The following is an 18,107-nucleotide window of genomic DNA, read 5'->3' as shown; positions in this document are numbered from 1 at the left end:
GCCATGGAAGAGAAGCTGCGCTTCGCCATCCGTGAAGGCGGCCGCACCGTCGGTGCCGGCATCGTCGTCACCATCAAAGAGTAATTTGGACTTAAACCGATCTGTCGCGGGCGCGGAAGTTGCCCGCGCCGCGCCAGAACAAGGAAGTGACGCATGAACGGACAGAATATCCGCATCCGCCTGAAGGCGTTTGATCACCGCGTGCTCGACGCCTCGACGAAGGAAATCGTGTCGACGGCCAAGCGCACCGGCGCAAACGTCCGCGGCCCCATTCCGCTGCCGACGCGGATCGAAAAGTTCACGGTGAACCGGTCGCCCCACGTCGACAAGAAGAGCCGCGAGCAGTTCGAGATGCGCACGCACAAGCGTCTGCTCGACATCGTCGATCCGACCCCGCAGACCGTCGATGCTTTGATGAAGCTCGATCTGGCCGCCGGCGTCGACGTCGAGATCAAGCTCTAAGGGAATGAGAGCGCGGTAAGGGGCGGTGCCCCTGGCCCGGAACTCTAAAGGAATTGAACCGATGCGTTCAGGTGTGATTGCAAAGAAGGTGGGAATGACCCGCATCTATAACGATGCCGGGGAACATGTTCCCGTCACCGTTCTCCAGATGGAGAACTGCCAGGTCGTGGCGCAGCGCACGCAGGAGAAGAATGGCTACACCGCCGTTCAGCTCGGCGTTGGCCTCGCCAAGGTGAAGAACACGTCGAAGGCGATGCGCGGCCATTTCGCGACCGCTTCCGTCGAGCCGAAGGCGAAGGTTGCCGAGTTCCGTGTCTCGGCCGACAACATGATCGATGTCGGCGCCGAGATCACCGTCGAGCACTTCGTCGCCGGCCAGAAGGTCGATGTGACGGGCACGACGATCGGCAAGGGTTTCCAGGGCGTCATCAAGCGTCACCACATGGGTGGTGGCCGCGCGACGCACGGTAACTCGGTCTCGCACCGTACGCACGGTTCGACCGGCCAGCGCCAGGACCCCGGCAAGGTGTTCAAGGGCAAGAAGATGGCCGGCCACATGGGCGATACCCGCGTGACGACGCAGAATGTCGAGATCGTCTCGACCGATGCCGACCGCGGCCTGATCCTGATCCGCGGAGCGGTTCCCGGATCGAAGGGCGCCTGGATCCTGGTCCGCGATGCGGCCAAGGTGGCACTGCCGGCCAATGCGCCGAAGCCCGCCGCGATCCGCCCAGTTGCAGCAGGAAGTGCTGCTAAGAACGAGGCTCCGGCCACAGAGGGAGCGGAATAATGGATCTCAAGATCACAACGCTTGGCGGCAAGGACGCCGGCAAGGTGAAACTCTCCGAGGAGATTTTCGGCCTTGATCCGCGCGAGGACATCCTGCAGCGCGTCGTGCGCTGGCAGCTTGCCAAGAAGCAGCAGGGCACGCACAAGGCCAAGGGCCGCGCCGAAATCGCGCGCACCGGCGCCAAGATGTACAAGCAGAAGGGTACGGGCCGCGCCCGTCACCATTCGGCACGCGCTCCGCAGTTCCGCGGCGGCGGCAAGGCCCACGGCCCGGTCGTTCGCAGCCACGAGCACGATCTGCCGAAGAAGGTGCGCGCTCTGGGCTTGAAGCATGCTCTCTCGGCCAAGGCCAAGAGCGCGTCGATCATCGTCATCGACGAGCTGAAGTTGACCGAAGCCAAGACCAAGGCGCTGATCGCGAATTTCGCGACGCTGGGCCTGAGCAATGCCCTGGTGATCGGTGGCGCCGAGCTTGACAAGAACTTCAAGCTGGCCGCGACCAACATTCCCAACATCGACGTGCTGCCCATCCAGGGCATCAACGTCTACGACATTCTGCGCCGCGGCACGCTGGTCCTTTCCAAGGCCGCCGTCGAGGCTCTCGAGGAGCGCTTTAAATGACCGACCTTCGTCACTACGACGTGATCGTCAGCCCGGCGATCACCGAAAAGTCGACCATGGCTTCCGAGCAGAACCAGGTCGTCTTCAACGTCGCCAAGAAGGCGTCGAAGCCGGAAATCAAGGCCGCCGTCGAAGCGCTGTTCGGCGTCAAGGTGATGGCCGTGAACACGCTTGTCCGCAAGGGCAAGATCAAGCGCTTCCGCGGCACGATCGGCCGCCAGAGCGACGTCAAGAAGGCGATTGTGACGCTGGCCGACGGCCAGTCGATCGACGTCGCGACGGGTCTCTGAGCAAGGCCGCGAGGACAGAACAATGGCACTGAAAAAATTCAACCCGGTAACGCCGAGCACCCGCCAGCTGGTCATCGTCGACCGCTCGGGCCTCTACAAGGGCAAGCCCGTCAAGGGTCTGACCGAGGGCCTGACCAAGTCGGGCGGCCGCAACAATTACGGCCGCATCACCGCCCGCTTCATCGGCGGTGGTCACAAGCGTTCGTACCGCATCATCGACTTCAAGCGCCGCAAGTTCGACGTCGTCGGCACGGTCGAGCGCATTGAATACGATCCGAACCGCACCGCCTTCATCGCGCTGATCAAGTACGACGATGGTGAGCTGTCCTACATCATCGCCCCGCAGCGCCTTGCCGCCGGCGACAAGATCGTGGCCGGCGAAGCGGTCGACGTGAAGCCGGGCAATGCGATGCCGCTTGCCTCGATGCCGGTCGGCACGATCGTCCACAACATCGAGCTGAAGCCGGGCAAGGGTGGCCAGGTCGCCCGTTCGGCCGGCGGTTACGCCCAGCTCGTCGGTCGCGACCAGGGCATGGCGATCCTGCGCCTCAACTCGGGCGAGCAGCGTGTCGTTCACGGCTCCTGCATGGCCACCGTCGGTGCCGTGTCGAACCCCGATCACGGCAATATCAACGACGGCAAGGCCGGCCGCACGGTTTGGCGCGGCAAGCGTCCGCACAATCGCGGCGTGACCATGAACCCGGTCGACCATCCGCATGGCGGTGGTGAAGGCCGCACCTCCGGTGGCCGTCATCCGGTCAGCCCGTGGGGCAAGCCGACCAAGGGCAAGAAGACGCGGTCCAACAAGGCGACCGACAAGTTCATCCTGCGCTCGCGCCATCAGCGCAAGAGCTAAGAAGAGGTAACGCCAAGTGACTCGTTCTATTTGGAAAGGCCCCTTCATCGACGGCTACCTTCTCAAGAAGGTGGACAAGGTTCGTGAAGGTGGTCGCAATGAGGTGATCAAGATGTGGAGCCGTCGCTCCACCATCCTGCCGCAGTTCGTCGGCTTCACCTTCGGTGTCTACAACGGCCAGAAGCATGTTCCCGTCTCGGTGAACGAGGACATGGTCGGTCATAAGTTCGGTGAATTCGCTCCGACGCGGACCTATTACGGTCACGGCGCGGATAAGAAGGCGAAGAGGAAATAATCATGGGCAAGGCCAAAGCTCCGCGCAGGCTTGCTGACAACGAAGCGCGCGCCGTGTTGCGCACGATCCGTATCAGCCCGCAGAAGCTGAACCTCGTTGCCGCGCTGATCCGCGGCAAGAAGGTCGCGACAGCGCTTTCCGATCTCGAATTCTCGGCCAAGCGGATTTCCGGCACGGTCAAGAAGACGCTGGAATCGGCGATTGCCAACGCGGAAAACAACCACGACCTCGACGTCGATGCGCTGATCGTGGCGGAAGCCTATGTCGGCAAGTCGATCGTCATGAAGCGCTTCCACGCTCGTGGCCGTGGTCGTGCCAGCCGTATCGAGAAGCCGTTCTCGCACCTCACGATCGTCGTTCGTGAAGTCGAAGAAAAAGGGGAGGCCGCATAATGGGCCAGAAAGTCAATCCGATCGGTCTTCGCCTCGGCATCAACCGCACCTGGGATTCGCGCTGGTTCGCGAACACCGGCGAGTACGGCAAGCTGCTGCATGAGGACATCAAGATCCGCAAGTATCTTGAGAAGGAACTCAAGCAGGCCGCGATCTCCAAGGTCGTGATCGAGCGCCCGCACAAGAAGTGCCGCGTCACCATCCATGCCGCGCGCCCGGGTCTGATCATCGGCAAGAAGGGCGCCGACATCGAGAAGCTTCGCAAGAAGCTGATGGAGATGACGAAGTCCGAGACGCACCTCAACATCGTCGAAGTGCGCAAGCCTGAAATCGACGCGACCCTGGTCGCCCAGTCGATCGCCCAGCAGCTCGAGCGCCGTATCGCGTTCCGCCGTGCCATGAAGCGCGCCGTGCAGTCGGCGATGCGCCTCGGTGCCGAAGGCATCCGCATCAACTGCTCGGGCCGTCTCGGCGGCGCTGAAATCGCCCGCATGGAGTGGTACCGCGAAGGCCGCGTGCCGCTGCACACGCTGCGCGCCGATGTCGACTACGGCACGGCCGAAGCGCATACGGCGTACGGCATCTGCGGCGTCAAGGTCTGGGTATTCAAGGGCGAGATCCTCGAGCACGACCCGATGGCTTCGGAACGTCGCGCGACCGAGGGTGATGCTGCGCATGGCGGTGGTGGTGATCGCGAACGCGGTCGTCGTCGCGAAAACGCCTGAGACATTTAGGAATTTGGAGTTAGAACGATGCTGCAGCCAAAGCGCACAAAGTTCCGCAAGCAGTTCAAGGGCCGTATCCATGGTACCGCAAAGGGCGGCACCAACCTGGATTTCGGTGGTTTCGGGCTGAAGGCGCTTGAGCCGAACCGCGTCACCGCGCGTGAGATCGAGGCGGCCCGCCGCGCGATCACTCGTGAAATGAAGCGTGCCGGCCGTGTCTGGATCCGTATTTTCCCGGATCTGCCGGTCACGTCGAAGCCGACCGAAGTCCGCATGGGCAAGGGCAAGGGTGCCGTCGACTACTGGGCGGCGCGCGTCAAGCCGGGCCGCATCATGTTCGAGATCGACGGCGTCAGTGAAGAAACCGCCCGTGAGGCGCTGCGTCTCGGCGCGGCCAAGCTCTCGGTCAGGACGCGCTTCGTACAGCGCATCGCAGAATAAGGACGGGCTGATCATGAAAGCCGAAGACATCCGGACCAAGACCCAGGACCAGCTGACCGACGATTTGGCCAGCCTGAAGAAGGAGCAGTTCAACCTGCGCTTCCAGAAGGCCACCGGCCAGCTCGAGAAGACCGCGCGCGTGAGGCAGGTTCGTAAGGACATTGCGCGTATCAAGACCATCGCTGCGGAAAAGTCCGCGGCCAAGAAGGCTTAAGGACGAAAACCATGCCAAAGCGCATTCTGCAGGGCACCGTCGTCAGCGACAAGAACGAGAAGACGGTTGTCGTCAAGGTCGAACGGCGCTTCACGCATCCCGTGATGAAGAAGACCGTGCGCATGACCAAGAAGTACAAGGCGCACGACGAGAACAACGCCCACAAGGTTGGCGATCAGGTGTTCATCCAGGAATCGAAGCCGATTTCCAAGGACAAGCGCTGGATCGTCGTGTCTTCGGACCAAGCCTGACCTCTGGGCGTAAACAACGAATTTTGGACAGACCGGGGAGGGGCTTCGAGCCCGTCCCGTTAGAAAAGAAGAAGGCGGCCAGTCATGATTCAGATGCAAACAAACCTCGACGTGGCGGATAATTCCGGCGCGCGTCGTGTCATGTGCATCAAGGTGCTGGGCGGCTCGAAGCGGAAATACGCTTCCGTGGGCGACATCATCGTGGTGTCCATCAAGGAAGCCATTCCGCGCGGCCGCGTTAAGAAGGGCGATGTGATGAAGGCGGTCGTGGTTCGCACGGCCAAGGACATCCGCCGCCCGGACGGCAGCGTGATCCGTTTCGACAAGAACGCGGCCGTTCTCGTCGACAACAAGAAAGAGCCGATCGGCACGCGTATCTTCGGACCGGTTCCGCGCGAACTCCGCGCCAAGAACCACATGAAGATCATCTCGCTCGCGCCTGAAGTGCTGTAAGGAGCCGGACCAATGCAAAAGATTAGAAAAGGCGACAAGGTCGTCGTGCTGGCCGGCAAGGACAAGGGCCGTTCGGGCGAAGTCCTCTCGGTTCAGCCGAAGGATGACACCGCGCTGGTGCGCGGCGTCAACATGATCCGTCGTCACCAGAAGCAGACCCAGTCCCAAGAGGGCGGGATCATCACCAAGGAAGCGCCGATCCAGCTGTCGAACATCGCGCTGGCCGACCCCAAGGATGGCAAGCCGACCCGCGTCGGTTTCATCTTCCAGAAGGACGGCAAGAAGGTGCGCGTCGCCAAGCGCTCGGGAGAAGTCATCAATGGCTAAGGCTCAAAGCAAGCAGGCGACTGCCACCAACACGCCGCGTCTGAAGCAGGTCTACAACGAGACCATCCGCAAGGCGCTGCAGGAGCAGTTCGGCTACGACAACGACATGCAGGTTCCGCGCCTCGACAAGATCGTGCTGAACATGGGTGTCGGCGAAGCGACCGCCGATTCGAAGAAGCCTTCGGTCGCGGCCGAAGACCTGGCGCTGATCGCCGGCCAGAAGGCCGTCGTCACCCGCGCCCGCAATTCGATCGCCGGCTTCAAGGTCCGCGAGAACATGCCGATCGGCGCCAAGGTCACGCTGCGCAAGGAACGCATGTACGAGTTTCTCGACCGCCTCGTGAACATCGCGCTGCCGCGCGTCCGCGACTTCCGCGGACTGAATCCGAAGAGCTTCGATGGCCGTGGCAACTACGCCATGGGCATCAAGGAACACATCGTGTTCCCGGAGATCAACTACGACAAGGTTGATCAGATCTGGGGCATGGACGTCATCGTTTGTACGACTGCGAAGACGGACGACGAAGCCAGGGCATTGCTCAAGGCTTTCAACTTCCCCTTCCGCCAGTAACGGCAGCGAGAAAAGGAAAAATCTGAAATGGCAAAGACCAGCTCAGTCGAGAAGAACAACAGGCGCCGCAAGCTTGCCGACCAGTACGGTCCCAAGCGCGCTGCCCTGAAGGCGATCATCATGGATCAGTCCAAGCCGATGGAGGAGCGCTTCCGCGCTCAGCTCAAGCTTGCTGCCCTGCCGCGCAACTCGGCCAAGATCCGCATCCGCAACCGCTGCGAAGTCACCGGCCGTCCGCGTGCCTACTATCGCAAGCTCAAAGTATCGCGCATCGCGCTTCGTGATCTCGGCAACAACGGCCAGATCCCGGGCCTGGTCAAGTCGAGCTGGTAAGGAGGATATAACATGTCATTGAGTGATCCTCTCGGCGATATGCTGACCCGCATCCGCAACGCCTACGGCCGCAAGAAGTCGAGTGTCTCGACGCCGGCCTCGCGTCTGCGCACCCGCGTCCTCGACGTGCTGAAGGCTGAAGGCTATATCCGCGACTACAGCCAGACCGACTTCGACAACGGCAAGTCCGAGATCGAAATCGAGCTGAAGTATTTCGACGGCGCGCCGGTCGTGCGCGAAATCGCCCGCGTCTCGAAGCCGGGCCGCCGCGTTTACGTCTCGGCCAAGTCGATCCCGCACGTCGCCAACGGCCTCGGCATCGCCATCCTTTCGACGCCGAAGGGCGTGATGGCCGATCACGAAGCCCGCGAACAGAACGTCGGCGGCGAGATCCTCTGCCAGATCTTCTGATCTGGCAGCGACCGCAAATTGGAATCCGGTCTTCGGATCGTTCCGAAGACAGAGACCTGAAACAAGAGAAGTGACGAGGACAACAAAATGTCTCGTATTGGAAAGAAACCCGTTTCGCTGCCGCAGGGCGTGACCGCGACCGTCAACGGCCAGACCGTGACGGCGAAGGGCCCCAAGGGCGAGCTGAAGTTCGTGGTGAACGACGAAGTCCTGGTCAAGATGGAAGGCAGCGAGATCGCTGTCCAGCCGCGCGACCAGACCAAGACCGCCCGCTCCAAGTGGGGCATGTCGCGCACGCAGATCGTCAACATCCTGCATGGCGTCAAGGACGGCTTCGAGAAGAAGCTCGAGATCACCGGCGTCGGCTATCGCGCCGCCATGCAGGGCAAGAACCTGCAGCTGGCTCTTGGCTTCAGCCATGACGTCGTCTATGAGACGCCGGCCGGGGTCACCATCGCTGTGCCGAAGCCGACGGAAATCACCGTGACCGGCATCGACAAGCAGCAGGTTGGCCAGGTCGCCGCCGAGATCCGCGAATATCGCGGTCCGGAGCCCTACAAGGGCAAGGGTGTCCGCTATGCTGGCGAGAAGATCGTCCGCAAGGAAGGCAAGAAGAAGTAGTGGGCCTGGTCCTGAAAAGTCGCTGGCTTTTCGGAAAGGACAACGCCAAGGAAGTGTAACGCCGCGGGGAGCGGCCGCGGGAGGCGCTTTCGCCTACCGCACATGGCGGCCCCCGTTTTTTGAAGGCAAGGAAGACCATTATGGGTACCAAGGAATCCACGCAGCGCCGTGCGCAGCGCGTTCGCCGCCAGATCAGGAAGGTCGCCGGCGAGCGTCCGCGCCTGTCGGTTCACCGCACTTCGAAGAACATCTATGTCCAGGTGATCGACGACGCCAAGGGCCACACCATCGCCGCCGCTTCGACGCTCGAGAAGGACCTCAAGGGTTCGCTCAAGACCGGCGCTGACACGGCCGCCGCCGCCGCGATCGGCAAGCTGATCGCCGAGCGCGCCACCAAGGCCGGCGTCAAGGAAGTCGTCTTCGATCGTGGCCCGTACATCTATCACGGCCGCGTCAAGGCTTTGGCTGAAGCTGCCCGCGAAGGCGGTCTGAGCTTCTAATCTTTCACCGTCGGCGACCCAAAGCGGCGCCGGCAATCAGCAACCCGTGCTTCCGGAAAAGAACAAGGAACAGGATATGGCACAGGAACGTAGGGAAGGCGGCCGCGGCCGCGAGCGCGAAGAGCGCGACGACGGCATGGTGGACAAGCTGGTCCACATCAATCGCGTCGCCAAGGTCGTCAAAGGTGGCCGTCGCTTCGGCTTCGCCGCACTCGTCGTGGTCGGCGACCAGAAGGGCCGCGTCGGCTTTGGTCACGGCAAGGCACGCGAAGTGCCGGAAGCCATCCGCAAGGCAACCGAATCGGCCAAGCGCGACATGATCTTCGTGCCGCTGCGCTCGGGCCGTACGCTGCATCACGACGTCGAGGGACGCTGGGGCGCCGGACGCGTTCTGCTGCGCGCCGCCAAGCAGGGTACCGGCATCATCGCCGGCGGCCCGATGCGCGCCGTTTTCGAGACGCTCGGCATGCATGACGTGGTCGCCAAGTCGATGGGGTCGTCGAACCCCTACAACATGGTTCGCGCCACCTTCGACGCGCTGAAGAGCCAGATGCATCCCAAGGATGTGGCTGCCGCACGCGGCATCAAGTATTCGACCCTTCAGGCCCGCCGCGGCACCGCCGTTGCGGCTGAAGAATAGTTGATCTGACCAGGGATTTTGACCATGGCCAAGAAAGCAACCAAGACCATCACCGTTGAGCAGATCGGTTCGCCGATCCGCCGTCCGAAGGAGCAGCGCGCGACGCTGGTCGGCCTCGGCCTCAACAAGATGCACAAGCAGCGCACGCTGGAAGATACGCCTTCCGTGCGCGGCATGATCGCCGCCGTTCAGCATCTCGTCCGCGTCGTGGACGAGGGCTGAGCCAAAGCGCAGGAGAACTCAGATGAAACTCAATGATCTGCGTGACAAGGACGGCGCGACGCATTCCAAGAAGCGTCTCGGCCGCGGCATCGGTTCCGGCTCGGGCAAGACCGCCGGTCGCGGCGTCAAGGGTCAGAAGGCGCGCTCCGGCGTCGCCGTCAACGGCTTCGAGGGTGGCCAGATGCCGCTCTACCGGCGCCTGCCGAAGCGTGGCTTCAACAATATCTTCGCCAAGAGCTTCGTCGTCGTGTCGCTGGCCCGCATCCAGGAAGCCGTCGACGCCAAGAAGCTCGACGCCAAGGCAACCGTGACCGCTGAGGCGCTTGTCGCCGCCGGCGTCATCCGCCGCGTCAAGGATGGCGTTCGCGTGCTGTCCGATGGCGAACTGAAGGCCAAGCTTGCCTTCGACGTCGCCGGCGCTTCCAAGGCGGCGATCGAGAAGATCGAAAAGGCCGGCGGCTCGGTCAAGTTGCCGGAAAAGGCGGCTGCCGAGTAACGGCAATTTGAAGCGCGATCGGCAAGAGCGGGATCCCGTTTTTGCTTACGATTGTGCTTTGATCTGCTCAATTAAGCGGCCGCGTCAACGCGGCCGCTTGCATGTTTAGAGCCCGGAGCTTATCTCGTGAGCTTCGGTGAAACGCACCGCCTGACCTCACGGGCCATCAAGCGTTACCAAGCGGAGAATCAGGCATGGCTTCGGCTGCTGAACAACTAGCCTCGAATCTGAATTTCTCGGCCTTCGCCAAGGCGGAGGACCTGAAGAAACGCATCTGGTTCACCATTGGCGCGCTGCTCGTCTACCGCCTCGGCACCTACATTCCGCTTCCCGGAATCAACCCCGACGCCTTCGCCCACGCCTTCTCCTCGCAGAGCAAGGGCGTGCTCGGCATGTTCAACATGTTCGCCGGCGGCGCCGTGCAGCGCATGGCGATCTTCGCGCTCGGCATCATGCCTTACATCTCCGCCTCCATCATCATGCAGCTGATGACCTCGGTCATTCCGTCGCTGGAAGCGCTGAAGAAGGAAGGCGAACAGGGCCGCAAGGTCATCAACCAGTACACGCGCTACGGCACCGTGCTTTTAGCACTGGTGCAGGCCTATGGCATTTCGGTGGGACTGGAGAACGGCAACGGCATCGTCAGCGATCCGGGCATGTTCTTCCGCGTCTCGACCGTCGTCACGCTGGTCGGCGGCACCATGTTCCTGATGTGGCTCGGCGAGCAGATCACCGCGCGCGGCATCGGCAACGGCATTTCGCTGATCATCTTCTCCGGCATCGTCGCCGGCCTGCCGCATGCCATTTCCGGCACGCTGGAACTTGGCCGCACCGGCGCCCTGTCGACCGGCCTGATCCTGGCGATCATCGTCCTGGCTATCGTCGTCATCGCGCTCATCGTGTTCTTCGAGCGCGCCCAGCGCCGCCTGCTGATCCAGTATCCGAAGCGCCAGGTCGGCAACCGCATGTTCCAGGGCGACACCTCGCATCTGCCGCTGAAGCTCAACACGTCGGGCGTCATCCCGCCGATCTTCGCTTCGTCGCTGCTCCTGCTGCCGGCCACAGTCGCCGGCTTCTCGCAGACCACCAACATGCCCGCCTGGGCGAGCACCATCCTGGCCTCGCTCGGCCACGGCCAGCCGCTCTACATGGCGTTCTACGCGGCGATGATCGTCTTCTTCGCCTTCTTCTACACAGCGATTGTCTTCAACCCGAAGGACACCGCCGATCAGCTCAAGAAGCATTCGGGCTTCATCCCGGGCTACCGTCCGGGCGAGCGCACCGCCGATTACATTGATTACGTTCTCACCCGCATCACCGTCGTCGGCGCCATCTATCTGGTGCTGGTGTGCCTGCTGCCGGAGTTCCTGATCTCGGCGACTGGCGTACCATTCTACCTTGGTGGCACATCGCTTCTGATCGTGGTCAGTGTCACGCTCGATACGGTTGCGCAGATTCAGGGCCACCTGATCGCGCACCAGTATGAAGGCCTGATCAAGAAGTCGAAGCTGCGCGGGGGGAAGAAAGCCAGATGAGGTTGATTTTGCTTGGGCCGCCAGGGGCGGGCAAGGGGACACAAGCACAAAGACTGGTAGAAAAACACGGCATACCCCAACTCTCGACGGGAGACATGCTGCGTGCCGCCGTTCAGGCCGGTTCGGAAGTCGGCAAGCGTGCCAAGGCGGTGATGGATGCCGGTGAACTGGTGTCCGACGCCATCGTCAACGCCATCGTCGCCGAACGGATCGACCAGGCCGACTGCGCCAGGGGATTCATCCTCGACGGCTACCCGCGCACGCTGGTGCAGGCCGATGCGGTTGAATCGATGCTTTCTGAGCGTGGCATCGGCCTCGACACGGTCATCGAACTGGTCGTCGACGACAGGGCCCTGGTCGGCCGCATCGTCAAGCGCGCCGAGGACGCCAAGGCCGCCGGGCAACCGGTGCGCAAGGATGACAATCCCGCGGTGTTCGAGGAACGCCTGCGCGAGTACTACAAGAAGACCGCTCCGCTGACCGGCTATTATTATGCCAAAGGCAAGCTCAAGACGGTCGACGGCATGGCCAGCATCGACGCGGTGACCGCCGAGATCGAGGCCCTGCTCACGGCGGCCGCCGAGGCGCTGTAAGGGAATTTAAAGATTAGGCTTGACGGGAGCGGCCCGCTGCGGTATGGCGGCGCGTCTTCCTATCAGGTGCGAACTTTGCTTGTCCGCAAGGGCAAGGCAGTCGCTTTGAACTGGAAACTCCCGCAAGGGCCGGCCTCCACCGGACGCGGGGCAACTTTGACAGCGCCAGGCCTGCCTTGTTTGAAAGGTTGGTCGGCCCACATGGAGAAGGAAAGAACATGGCTCGTATAGCCGGCGTCAACATTCCGACCAACAAGCGCGTCGTCATCGCGCTTCAGTACATTCACGGCATCGGCAAGAAGTTCGCCCAGGAGATCGTCGACAAGGTCGGCATCCCGGCCGAGCGCCGCGTCAACCAGCTGACCGACGCGGAAGTCTTGCAGATCCGCGAGACCATCGACCGTGACTACCAGGTCGAAGGCGACCTGCGCCGCGAAGTGTCGATGAACATCAAGCGTCTCATGGACCTCGGCTGCTACCGCGGCCTGCGTCACCGTCGCTCGCTGCCGGTCCGCGGCCAGCGCACGCACACCAATGCACGCACCCGCAAGGGTCCGGCCAAGTCGATCGCCGGCAAGAAGAAGTAATTTGAAGTGAGTAGTCGGTGGTGAGTAGTGAGAAGCAGCGTCAACGCCTGCGTCTCGTCACTACTCACCAATTCACTACTCGCTTTCCAGGTGGAGCCGCTGGCATTACGGCGGTGTAGAGATCAACTGAAAGGAATACCATGGCCAAGGAAGCCGCTCGTGTTCGCCGTCGCGAACGCAAGAATATCTCGTCGGGCGTTGCCCACGTCAATTCGACCTTCAACAACACGATGATCACCATCACCGACGCGCAGGGCAATTCGATTGCCTGGTCGTCGGCCGGTGCCCAAGGCTTCAAGGGTTCGCGCAAGTCGACCCCGTTCGCCGCCCAGATGGCTGCCGAGGACGTCGCCAAGAAGGCCCAGGAACACGGCATGCGCATGCTCGAAGTCGAGGTCTGCGGACCTGGCTCCGGTCGTGAATCGGCACTGCGCGCCCTGCAGGCGGCCGGCTTCACCATCACTTCGATCCGTGACGTGACGCCGATCCCGCACAATGGCTGCCGCCCGCGCAAGAAGCGCCGCGTCTAAGAAATTACCGAACGCCGCGCGAACGCCCACAGGGGCGTTCCTCCGCGGTATTCCAGGTCGCCCGCCACGATTGGATGGTGGCGGGTCAACGGAAGGAAAGCATCATGATCCAGAAAAATTGGCAGGAACTGATCAAGCCGAACAAGATCGAGTTCTCGTCGAAAAAGAAGACGCTGACCACGCTGGTCGCCGAGCCGCTCGAGCGCGGCTTTGGTCTCACCCTCGGCAACGCGCTGCGCCGCGTGCTTCTGTCTTCGCTGCGCGGTGCGGCCGTGACCGCCGTGCAGATCGACGGCGTTCTGCATGAATTCTCGTCCATCGCCGGTGTGCGCGAGGACGTGACCGACATCGTCTTGAACATCAAGGAAATCGCCATCCGCATGGAAGGCGATGGCCCCAAGCGCATGGTCGTGCGCAAGCAGGGACCGGGTGCGGTTCTCGCCGGCGACATCCAGACGGTTGGCGACGTCGAGATCCTCAACCCCGATCACGTCATCTGCACGCTGGACGAAGGCGCTGAAATCCGCATGGAATTCACCGTCGACACCGGCAAGGGCTACGTGCCGGCCGAGCGCAACCGCGCCGAGGACGCGCCGATCGGCCTGATCCCGGTTGACAGCCTCTATTCGCCGGTCAAGAAGGTCTCCTACAAGGTCGAGAACACCCGCGAGGGCCAGGTTCTCGACTATGACAAGCTGACCATGACCATCGAGACCGACGGTTCGATCTCGGGCGAGGACGCGGTGGCTTTCGCCGCTCGCATCCTGCAGGACCAGCTTGGCCTGTTCGTCAACTTCGACGAGCCGCAGAAGGAAGTCGCCGCCGAAGCCGTCACCGAGCTCGCCTTCAATCCGGCGCTGCTCAAGAAGGTCGACGAACTCGAGCTTTCGGTGCGTTCGGCCAACTGCCTGAAGAACGACAACATCGTCTACATCGGCGATCTCATCCAGAAGACCGAAGCCGAGATGCTTCGCACCCCGAACTTCGGCCGCAAGTCGCTGAACGAGATCAAGGAAGTGCTCGCGGCGATGGGCCTGCACCTCGGTATGGAAGTGCCGGACTGGCCGCCGGAAAACATCGAAGACCTCGCCAAGCGTTACGAAGACCAATATTGAGCATGAATTCCAAGGATCGGCGGCGTGGGCCGCTCGATCCGACGGTCATGCGGAAAACCATCAGAGGCCTTGGCCTCTTGAACAACTGAAGAAGGAAAAGAGCCATGCGCCACGGTTTCAAAGGCCGTCGCTTCGCCCGAAGCATTAGCCATCGCAAGTCGATGTTCGCCAACCTCGCCGTGTCGCTGCTCGAGCACGAGCAGATCGTCACCACCCTGCCGAAGGCGAAGGACCTGCGTCCGATCGTCGAGAAGCTGGTGACGCTCGGCAAGCGCGGCGACCTGCACGCCCGCCGCCAGGTGATCGCGCAGATCGGCAATGAAGGCGTCGTCAAGCGCCTGTTCGACACCATCGCTCCGCGCTACGCCACTCGCAACGGCGGCTATCTGCGCATCATGAAGGCAGGCTTCCGTCACGGCGACAACGCCGCGATGGCCGTCATCGAGTTCGTCGATCGCGACACGGATGCCAAGGGCGCCGGCGACCGCGCCCGCCTCGAAGCCGAAGGCACCGACACGGAAGTCGCGGCCGCATAAGGCCCGTCTTTCCGGAATGAATTGGAGGGGCCCGCGGGCCCCTTTTTCATGTTCTGCGCGCGCCAAGGCGTGACCTAAACGATCTGCCGGCGCGAAAATAATCGGATTTCAGCGGCTTAGCCTTTCATTTTGCACAATCGTCGGGACAATGCGCCCGAACTTGCCTTGGAGGATTCGCGAATGCGCGCCAAAAGACTGTCCCTTGTTCTGCTCTGCGCCTTCATGGTGTTCGCAGCCGCACCGGCAGTCCGGCAGGCGCTGGCCGAAGATGCCGCAAAGCCCGCCGATCCCGGTCTCTCCGATGTGCTGACCGATCTGTTGCATGGCGTCGAAGGCAAGAACGCCACCTCAGGGCCTGACAAGCGCGTGCCGTTCGGCCGCGAGGAGGTGCAGCTTTCGTTCGCGCCGCTGGTCAAGCAGACCGCGCCGGCCGTGGTCAACGTCTATGCTTCTCAGACGGCCAAGATCACATCGCCTTTTGAAGGCGATCCGTTCTTCGAGGAGTTTTTCGGCCGTGCCCAGCCGCGCGCCCAGTCTTCGCTCGGCTCGGGCGTGCTTGTCGATCCGACTGGTGTCATCGTCACCAATTTCCATGTCATCAAGGATGCCGACGAGGTCAAGGTGGCGACCGCCGACGGGCGCGAATTCACCAGCAAGGTGATGCTCAAGGACGAGACGCTCGATCTTGCCGTGCTCAAGATCGAATCCGACAAGCCGTTCCCGGTCATCGCCATTGGTGATTCCGACGCGCTTGAGGTCGGCGACTTGGTGCTGGCCATCGGCAACCCCTTCGGCGTCGGCCAGACCACTACCAGCGGCATTGTCTCGGCGCTTGCCCGCAGCCATATCGGCGTCTCGGATTCGGGCTATTTCATCCAGACCGACGCGGCGATCAATCCCGGCAATTCCGGCGGCGCGCTGATCAACATGGGCGGCCAGCTGGTCGGCATCAACACCGCCATCTACAGCCGCAGCGGCGGCTCGATCGGCATCGGCTTTGCCATTCCCGCCAACATGGTGCGGGCTTTTGCCGATGCGGCCAAGGCCGGCCTCGATTTCTTCGAACGCCCCTATATCGGTGCCGAGTTCGAGGCGGTAACGCCGCAGATCGCCGAATCGCTCGGCATGGAAAAGCCGACCGGCGCGCTGGTGTCTTCGGTCGATGCCACTGGGCCAGCCGGCAAGGCCGGGCTGAAGGCCGGCGATGTCGTGCTGCAGATCAACGGCAAGCCGGTCGAGAGCATCGAGGCGCTGGACTATCGCATGGCGACGCTGTCGATCGGCACCAAGGCGAATTTCGCGATCCTGACCAAGGGCCAGCAGGCAGCCATGGACATCGCGCTGGAGCGCGCGCCGGAAGGTGCGAAAGCCTCGGAAGTGACGCTGCACGGCCGCAGCCCGTTCTCGGGCGCCAAGGTTGCGGAACTGTCGCCGCGCCTTGCCCAGAAGCTTGGCCTGCGCACCGATCTCAAGGGCGTGACGGTGATCGATATCAACCGCGATTCGCCGGCCGCCGATTTCGGCTTCATGCCGGGCGACATCGTGCGCGAGGTCAACGGCACCACCATCGATACCGCCGCGACGCTGGCGCAGGTCGCCCAGCAGGATACGCGCTGGTGGCGCTTTACCGTCGAACGCGGCGGGCAGATACTGCGCCAGGTGTTGCGTTACTGAGTTCGATCTGAAGGGATCGCGCTCCAAACCAAAAGAAGTACATGGCCGATCTGTTCAGTGTCGATGAACCGGAAAAGGCGCCGCCCGGTCGGCCGCTGGCCGATAGGCTGCGGCCGAGAAATCTTGGCGAGGTCGTCGGCCAGGAGCATCTGACCGGCCCCGATGGCGCGCTGACGCGGCTGATCGGCTCGGGCTCACTCGGCTCGATGATTTTCTGGGGGCCGCCGGGCACCGGCAAGACCACGGTGGCAAGGCTGCTCGCCGGCGAGACCAGCCTTGCCTTCGAGCAGATATCGGCGGTGTTTTCCGGCGTCGCCGACCTGAAGAAAGTGTTCGAGACGGCCAAGCTGCGCCGCGCCAACGGCCGCCAGACCCTGCTTTTCGTCGACGAGATCCATCGCTTCAACCGCGCCCAGCAGGACTCCTTTCTTCCTGTCATGGAGGATGGGACAGTGGTCCTGGTCGGCGCCACGACCGAAAACCCGTCCTTCGAGCTCAACGCGGCTCTGTTGTCGCGCGCGCGCGTCATGGTTTTCCATTCGCTCGGCGAGGAGAGCATCGCCAAGCTGATGGTGCGGGCGGAGGAGACGGAGGGCAGGGCGCTGCCGCTCGACGACGAGGCCCGCGCCATGCTGATCCGCATGAGCGACGGCGACGGCCGCGCCTCGCTGACCCTCGCGGAGGAAGTCTGGCGCGCCGCCAAGCCCGGTGAGGTCTTTGATCCCGAAGGGCTGCAGCGCATCGTCCAGCGCCGCGCGCCGATCTACGACAAGGGCCAGGACGGGCACTACAATCTGATCTCGGCGCTGCACAAATCGGTGCGCGGTTCCGATCCCGATGCGGCACTCTACTATCTCGCCCGCATGTTCGACGCCGGCGAGGATCCGCTCTATCTCGGCCGCCGGCTGGTGCGCATGGCGATGGAAGACATCGGCCTAGCCGATCCGCAGGCGCTGGTCGTCGCCAATGCCGCCAAGGACGCCTACGACTATCTGGGCTCTCCGGAAGGCGAGCTCGCCTTTGCCGAGGCCACCGTCTATCTCGCCACCGCGCCCAAATCCAATGCCGTCTACACCGCCTTCAAGGCGGCGACGCAGGCAGCCAAGCAGCATGGCTCGCTGCTGCCGCCGAAGCATATCCTCAACGCGCCGACCAAGCTGATGAAGGAAGAGGATTACGGCGCGGGCTATCGCTACGATCATGATGAGCCGGACGCCTTTTCGGGCCAGGACTATTTTCCAGAGAAGATGGGCCGCCAGACCTTCTATGATCCGCCCGAGCGTGGTTTCGAGCGCGACATCAGGAAGCGGCTCGACTATTGGGCGAAGCTGCGCAAGGAACGGGAATAACAGAATTGCGCGGCCCGGTGGTCGTCACGGCTCGAAGGGAGGCCTCGCCATGGGGCATCTCAACCTCGGTAGCTCTCCACGCCCTGCTGGCCGCGATGCTGGCGCTCATGCCGCTGCCAAAGCGGCCGAAGCGGCTGGACGAGGAACGGGTGTCGGTCGACATTCTGACACCCCAGCAGTTCGAGGCCTCGACAAGGCCGCCGCCGGCGCCAGCACCGCCTTCGGCACCCGAGGCACAAGCGCCCGCACCAACACCGACGCCGAGCGCTCCTCGATCT

29 protein-coding genes and 1 pseudogene are annotated in these 18,107 nt (G+C 62.7%); all 30 read left to right on the top strand.

Going from position 1 to position 18,107, the window contains the following annotated elements:
- Window positions 1-84: pseudogene (locus FJ546_RS30780) on the top strand (elongation factor Tu); the annotation flags it as partial.
- A 69-nt stretch (window positions 85-153) separates the two neighbouring features.
- Complete coding sequence (gene rpsJ / locus FJ546_RS30775) at window positions 154-462, top strand: 30S ribosomal protein S10 (RefSeq protein WP_010909272.1); 309 nt, start codon at window positions 154-156, stop codon at window positions 460-462.
- Window positions 463-523: 61 nt separating this feature from the next.
- Window positions 524-1,252, top strand: a complete 729-nt coding sequence (rplC, locus tag FJ546_RS30770; RefSeq protein ID WP_095775810.1) for a 50S ribosomal protein L3 — start codon at window positions 524-526, stop codon at window positions 1,250-1,252.
- The gene (rplD, locus tag FJ546_RS30765) at window positions 1,252-1,872 is read left to right on the top strand and encodes a 50S ribosomal protein L4 (RefSeq protein ID WP_019857964.1); all 621 of its coding nucleotides are present in this window, start codon (window positions 1,252-1,254) and stop codon (window positions 1,870-1,872) included. The genes rplC and rplD overlap by 1 nt, the downstream gene beginning before the upstream one ends.
- Window positions 1,869-2,162 (top strand): 50S ribosomal protein L23, encoded by a 294-nt coding sequence (locus FJ546_RS30760; protein WP_010909275.1) that lies wholly within the window; start codon window positions 1,869-1,871, stop codon window positions 2,160-2,162. The genes rplD and FJ546_RS30760 overlap by 4 nt, the downstream gene beginning before the upstream one ends.
- Before the next feature lie 22 nt (window positions 2,163-2,184).
- A complete protein-coding gene (gene rplB / locus FJ546_RS30755; protein ID WP_010909276.1) occupies window positions 2,185-3,018 on the top strand; it encodes a 50S ribosomal protein L2 in 834 nt (277 codons plus the stop codon).
- A gap of 16 nt (window positions 3,019-3,034) precedes the next feature.
- Window positions 3,035-3,313 carry a 30S ribosomal protein S19 gene (gene rpsS / locus FJ546_RS30750; RefSeq protein WP_006205463.1) on the top strand — a complete coding sequence of 93 codons (279 nt, stop codon included), beginning with the start codon at window positions 3,035-3,037 and terminating at the stop codon, window positions 3,311-3,313.
- Window positions 3,314-3,315: 2 nt separating this feature from the next.
- Complete coding sequence (gene rplV / locus FJ546_RS30745) at window positions 3,316-3,705, top strand: 50S ribosomal protein L22 (RefSeq protein WP_006205462.1); 390 nt, start codon at window positions 3,316-3,318, stop codon at window positions 3,703-3,705.
- Window positions 3,705-4,430 (top strand): 30S ribosomal protein S3, encoded by a 726-nt coding sequence (gene rpsC, locus FJ546_RS30740; RefSeq protein ID WP_027028840.1) that lies wholly within the window; start codon window positions 3,705-3,707, stop codon window positions 4,428-4,430. Before rplV ends, rpsC begins: the two co-directional genes overlap by 1 nt.
- Window positions 4,431-4,457: 27 nt before the next feature.
- A complete protein-coding gene (rplP, locus tag FJ546_RS30735; RefSeq protein ID WP_010909279.1) occupies window positions 4,458-4,871 on the top strand; it encodes a 50S ribosomal protein L16 in 414 nt (137 codons plus the stop codon).
- Between the two features lie 13 nt (window positions 4,872-4,884).
- Window positions 4,885-5,085: a 50S ribosomal protein L29 gene (rpmC, locus tag FJ546_RS30730; protein WP_006205459.1), complete on the top strand. Its 201-nt coding sequence runs from the start codon at window positions 4,885-4,887 to the stop codon at window positions 5,083-5,085.
- A gap of 11 nt (window positions 5,086-5,096) precedes the next feature.
- The gene (rpsQ, locus tag FJ546_RS30725) at window positions 5,097-5,336 is read left to right on the top strand and encodes a 30S ribosomal protein S17 (protein WP_010909280.1); all 240 of its coding nucleotides are present in this window, start codon (window positions 5,097-5,099) and stop codon (window positions 5,334-5,336) included.
- Between the two features lie 84 nt (window positions 5,337-5,420).
- Complete coding sequence (gene rplN / locus FJ546_RS30720; RefSeq protein ID WP_006205457.1) at window positions 5,421-5,789, top strand: 50S ribosomal protein L14; 369 nt, start codon at window positions 5,421-5,423, stop codon at window positions 5,787-5,789.
- Window positions 5,790-5,801: 12 nt separating this feature from the next.
- Complete coding sequence (gene rplX, locus FJ546_RS30715; protein ID WP_019857966.1) at window positions 5,802-6,116, top strand: 50S ribosomal protein L24; 315 nt, start codon at window positions 5,802-5,804, stop codon at window positions 6,114-6,116.
- Window positions 6,109-6,687 (top strand): 50S ribosomal protein L5, encoded by a 579-nt coding sequence (gene rplE, locus FJ546_RS30710; RefSeq protein WP_010909281.1) that lies wholly within the window; start codon window positions 6,109-6,111, stop codon window positions 6,685-6,687. Before rplX ends, rplE begins: the two co-directional genes overlap by 8 nt.
- 27 nt (window positions 6,688-6,714) lie before the next feature.
- Window positions 6,715-7,020, top strand: a complete 306-nt coding sequence (gene rpsN / locus FJ546_RS30705) for a 30S ribosomal protein S14 (RefSeq protein WP_010909282.1) — start codon at window positions 6,715-6,717, stop codon at window positions 7,018-7,020.
- A 12-nt stretch (window positions 7,021-7,032) separates the two neighbouring features.
- Entirely contained in the window at window positions 7,033-7,431 is a 399-nt protein-coding gene (rpsH, locus tag FJ546_RS30700) for a 30S ribosomal protein S8 (RefSeq protein ID WP_006205453.1), read from the top strand.
- Between the two features lie 87 nt (window positions 7,432-7,518).
- Complete coding sequence (gene rplF / locus FJ546_RS30695) at window positions 7,519-8,052, top strand: 50S ribosomal protein L6 (RefSeq protein WP_010909283.1); 534 nt, start codon at window positions 7,519-7,521, stop codon at window positions 8,050-8,052.
- 140 nt (window positions 8,053-8,192) lie between these two features.
- Window positions 8,193-8,552: a 50S ribosomal protein L18 gene (gene rplR, locus FJ546_RS30690; protein ID WP_010909284.1), complete on the top strand. Its 360-nt coding sequence runs from the start codon at window positions 8,193-8,195 to the stop codon at window positions 8,550-8,552.
- A 76-nt stretch (window positions 8,553-8,628) separates the two neighbouring features.
- On the top strand, window positions 8,629-9,192 hold the full coding sequence (rpsE, locus tag FJ546_RS30685; RefSeq protein ID WP_032933400.1) for a 30S ribosomal protein S5: 564 nt from the start codon (window positions 8,629-8,631) through the stop codon (window positions 9,190-9,192).
- A gap of 24 nt (window positions 9,193-9,216) precedes the next feature.
- A complete protein-coding gene (rpmD, locus tag FJ546_RS30680; RefSeq protein ID WP_006205449.1) occupies window positions 9,217-9,414 on the top strand; it encodes a 50S ribosomal protein L30 in 198 nt (65 codons plus the stop codon).
- Window positions 9,415-9,436: 22 nt separating this feature from the next.
- On the top strand, window positions 9,437-9,910 hold the full coding sequence (gene rplO, locus FJ546_RS30675; RefSeq protein ID WP_095775807.1) for a 50S ribosomal protein L15: 474 nt from the start codon (window positions 9,437-9,439) through the stop codon (window positions 9,908-9,910).
- A 194-nt stretch (window positions 9,911-10,104) separates the two neighbouring features.
- A complete protein-coding gene (secY, locus tag FJ546_RS30670) occupies window positions 10,105-11,445 on the top strand; it encodes a preprotein translocase subunit SecY (RefSeq protein ID WP_140892978.1) in 1,341 nt (446 codons plus the stop codon).
- Window positions 11,442-12,038 carry an adenylate kinase gene (locus FJ546_RS30665; RefSeq protein WP_140892976.1) on the top strand — a complete coding sequence of 199 codons (597 nt, stop codon included), beginning with the start codon at window positions 11,442-11,444 and terminating at the stop codon, window positions 12,036-12,038. The genes secY and FJ546_RS30665 overlap by 4 nt, the downstream gene beginning before the upstream one ends.
- Window positions 12,039-12,256: 218 nt before the next feature.
- A complete protein-coding gene (rpsM, locus tag FJ546_RS30660) occupies window positions 12,257-12,625 on the top strand; it encodes a 30S ribosomal protein S13 (protein ID WP_006205445.1) in 369 nt (122 codons plus the stop codon).
- Window positions 12,626-12,765: 140 nt separating this feature from the next.
- Window positions 12,766-13,155 carry a 30S ribosomal protein S11 gene (gene rpsK / locus FJ546_RS30655; RefSeq protein WP_006205444.1) on the top strand — a complete coding sequence of 130 codons (390 nt, stop codon included), beginning with the start codon at window positions 12,766-12,768 and terminating at the stop codon, window positions 13,153-13,155.
- Window positions 13,156-13,259: 104 nt separating this feature from the next.
- Window positions 13,260-14,270 (top strand): DNA-directed RNA polymerase subunit alpha, encoded by a 1,011-nt coding sequence (locus FJ546_RS30650; RefSeq protein WP_006205443.1) that lies wholly within the window; start codon window positions 13,260-13,262, stop codon window positions 14,268-14,270.
- Window positions 14,271-14,374: 104 nt separating this feature from the next.
- The gene (gene rplQ / locus FJ546_RS30645) at window positions 14,375-14,806 is read left to right on the top strand and encodes a 50S ribosomal protein L17 (protein ID WP_140892975.1); all 432 of its coding nucleotides are present in this window, start codon (window positions 14,375-14,377) and stop codon (window positions 14,804-14,806) included.
- A gap of 180 nt (window positions 14,807-14,986) precedes the next feature.
- Window positions 14,987-16,480, top strand: coding sequence for a DegQ family serine endoprotease (locus FJ546_RS30640; protein ID WP_140892973.1), 1,494 nt, complete (start codon window positions 14,987-14,989; stop codon window positions 16,478-16,480).
- A 41-nt stretch (window positions 16,481-16,521) separates the two neighbouring features.
- Window positions 16,522-17,829, top strand: coding sequence for a replication-associated recombination protein A (locus tag FJ546_RS30635; RefSeq protein WP_069092112.1), 1,308 nt, complete (start codon window positions 16,522-16,524; stop codon window positions 17,827-17,829).
- Window positions 17,830-18,107 lie beyond the last annotated feature (278 nt).

This window comes from Mesorhizobium sp. B2-4-19 (assembly GCF_006441315.1).
Classification (GTDB): Bacteria; Pseudomonadota; Alphaproteobacteria; order Rhizobiales; family Rhizobiaceae; genus Mesorhizobium.
Note: the sequence above shows the minus strand (reverse complement) of the source record. Positions and strands in the feature narration are given on the sequence as shown.

What these genes read in the sequence shown, in the direction of transcription:
- rpsJ (WP_010909272.1), top strand. Translation starts at nt 154, where the DNA reads ATGAACGGACAGAATATCCGCATCCGCCTGAAGGCGTTTGATCACCGC.
- rplC (WP_095775810.1), top strand. Translation starts at nt 524, where the DNA reads ATGCGTTCAGGTGTGATTGCAAAGAAGGTGGGAATGACCCGCATCTAT.
- rplD (WP_019857964.1), top strand. Translation starts at nt 1,252, where the DNA reads ATGGATCTCAAGATCACAACGCTTGGCGGCAAGGACGCCGGCAAGGTG.
- FJ546_RS30760 (WP_010909275.1), top strand. Translation starts at nt 1,869, where the DNA reads ATGACCGACCTTCGTCACTACGACGTGATCGTCAGCCCGGCGATCACC.
- rplB (WP_010909276.1), top strand. Translation starts at nt 2,185, where the DNA reads ATGGCACTGAAAAAATTCAACCCGGTAACGCCGAGCACCCGCCAGCTG.
- rplV (WP_006205462.1), top strand. Translation starts at nt 3,316, where the DNA reads ATGGGCAAGGCCAAAGCTCCGCGCAGGCTTGCTGACAACGAAGCGCGC.
- rpsC (WP_027028840.1), top strand. Translation starts at nt 3,705, where the DNA reads ATGGGCCAGAAAGTCAATCCGATCGGTCTTCGCCTCGGCATCAACCGC.
- rplP (WP_010909279.1), top strand. Translation starts at nt 4,458, where the DNA reads ATGCTGCAGCCAAAGCGCACAAAGTTCCGCAAGCAGTTCAAGGGCCGT.
- rpmC (WP_006205459.1), top strand. Translation starts at nt 4,885, where the DNA reads ATGAAAGCCGAAGACATCCGGACCAAGACCCAGGACCAGCTGACCGAC.
- rpsQ (WP_010909280.1), top strand. Translation starts at nt 5,097, where the DNA reads ATGCCAAAGCGCATTCTGCAGGGCACCGTCGTCAGCGACAAGAACGAG.
- rplN (WP_006205457.1), top strand. Translation starts at nt 5,421, where the DNA reads ATGATTCAGATGCAAACAAACCTCGACGTGGCGGATAATTCCGGCGCG.
- rplX (WP_019857966.1), top strand. Translation starts at nt 5,802, where the DNA reads ATGCAAAAGATTAGAAAAGGCGACAAGGTCGTCGTGCTGGCCGGCAAG.
- rplE (WP_010909281.1), top strand. Translation starts at nt 6,109, where the DNA reads ATGGCTAAGGCTCAAAGCAAGCAGGCGACTGCCACCAACACGCCGCGT.
- rpsN (WP_010909282.1), top strand. Translation starts at nt 6,715, where the DNA reads ATGGCAAAGACCAGCTCAGTCGAGAAGAACAACAGGCGCCGCAAGCTT.
- rpsH (WP_006205453.1), top strand. Translation starts at nt 7,033, where the DNA reads ATGTCATTGAGTGATCCTCTCGGCGATATGCTGACCCGCATCCGCAAC.
- rplF (WP_010909283.1), top strand. Translation starts at nt 7,519, where the DNA reads ATGTCTCGTATTGGAAAGAAACCCGTTTCGCTGCCGCAGGGCGTGACC.
- rplR (WP_010909284.1), top strand. Translation starts at nt 8,193, where the DNA reads ATGGGTACCAAGGAATCCACGCAGCGCCGTGCGCAGCGCGTTCGCCGC.
- rpsE (WP_032933400.1), top strand. Translation starts at nt 8,629, where the DNA reads ATGGCACAGGAACGTAGGGAAGGCGGCCGCGGCCGCGAGCGCGAAGAG.
- rpmD (WP_006205449.1), top strand. Translation starts at nt 9,217, where the DNA reads ATGGCCAAGAAAGCAACCAAGACCATCACCGTTGAGCAGATCGGTTCG.
- rplO (WP_095775807.1), top strand. Translation starts at nt 9,437, where the DNA reads ATGAAACTCAATGATCTGCGTGACAAGGACGGCGCGACGCATTCCAAG.
- secY (WP_140892978.1), top strand. Translation starts at nt 10,105, where the DNA reads ATGGCTTCGGCTGCTGAACAACTAGCCTCGAATCTGAATTTCTCGGCC.
- FJ546_RS30665 (WP_140892976.1), top strand. Translation starts at nt 11,442, where the DNA reads ATGAGGTTGATTTTGCTTGGGCCGCCAGGGGCGGGCAAGGGGACACAA.
- rpsM (WP_006205445.1), top strand. Translation starts at nt 12,257, where the DNA reads ATGGCTCGTATAGCCGGCGTCAACATTCCGACCAACAAGCGCGTCGTC.
- rpsK (WP_006205444.1), top strand. Translation starts at nt 12,766, where the DNA reads ATGGCCAAGGAAGCCGCTCGTGTTCGCCGTCGCGAACGCAAGAATATC.
- FJ546_RS30650 (WP_006205443.1), top strand. Translation starts at nt 13,260, where the DNA reads ATGATCCAGAAAAATTGGCAGGAACTGATCAAGCCGAACAAGATCGAG.
- rplQ (WP_140892975.1), top strand. Translation starts at nt 14,375, where the DNA reads ATGCGCCACGGTTTCAAAGGCCGTCGCTTCGCCCGAAGCATTAGCCAT.
- FJ546_RS30640 (WP_140892973.1), top strand. Translation starts at nt 14,987, where the DNA reads ATGCGCGCCAAAAGACTGTCCCTTGTTCTGCTCTGCGCCTTCATGGTG.
- FJ546_RS30635 (WP_069092112.1), top strand. Translation starts at nt 16,522, where the DNA reads ATGGCCGATCTGTTCAGTGTCGATGAACCGGAAAAGGCGCCGCCCGGT.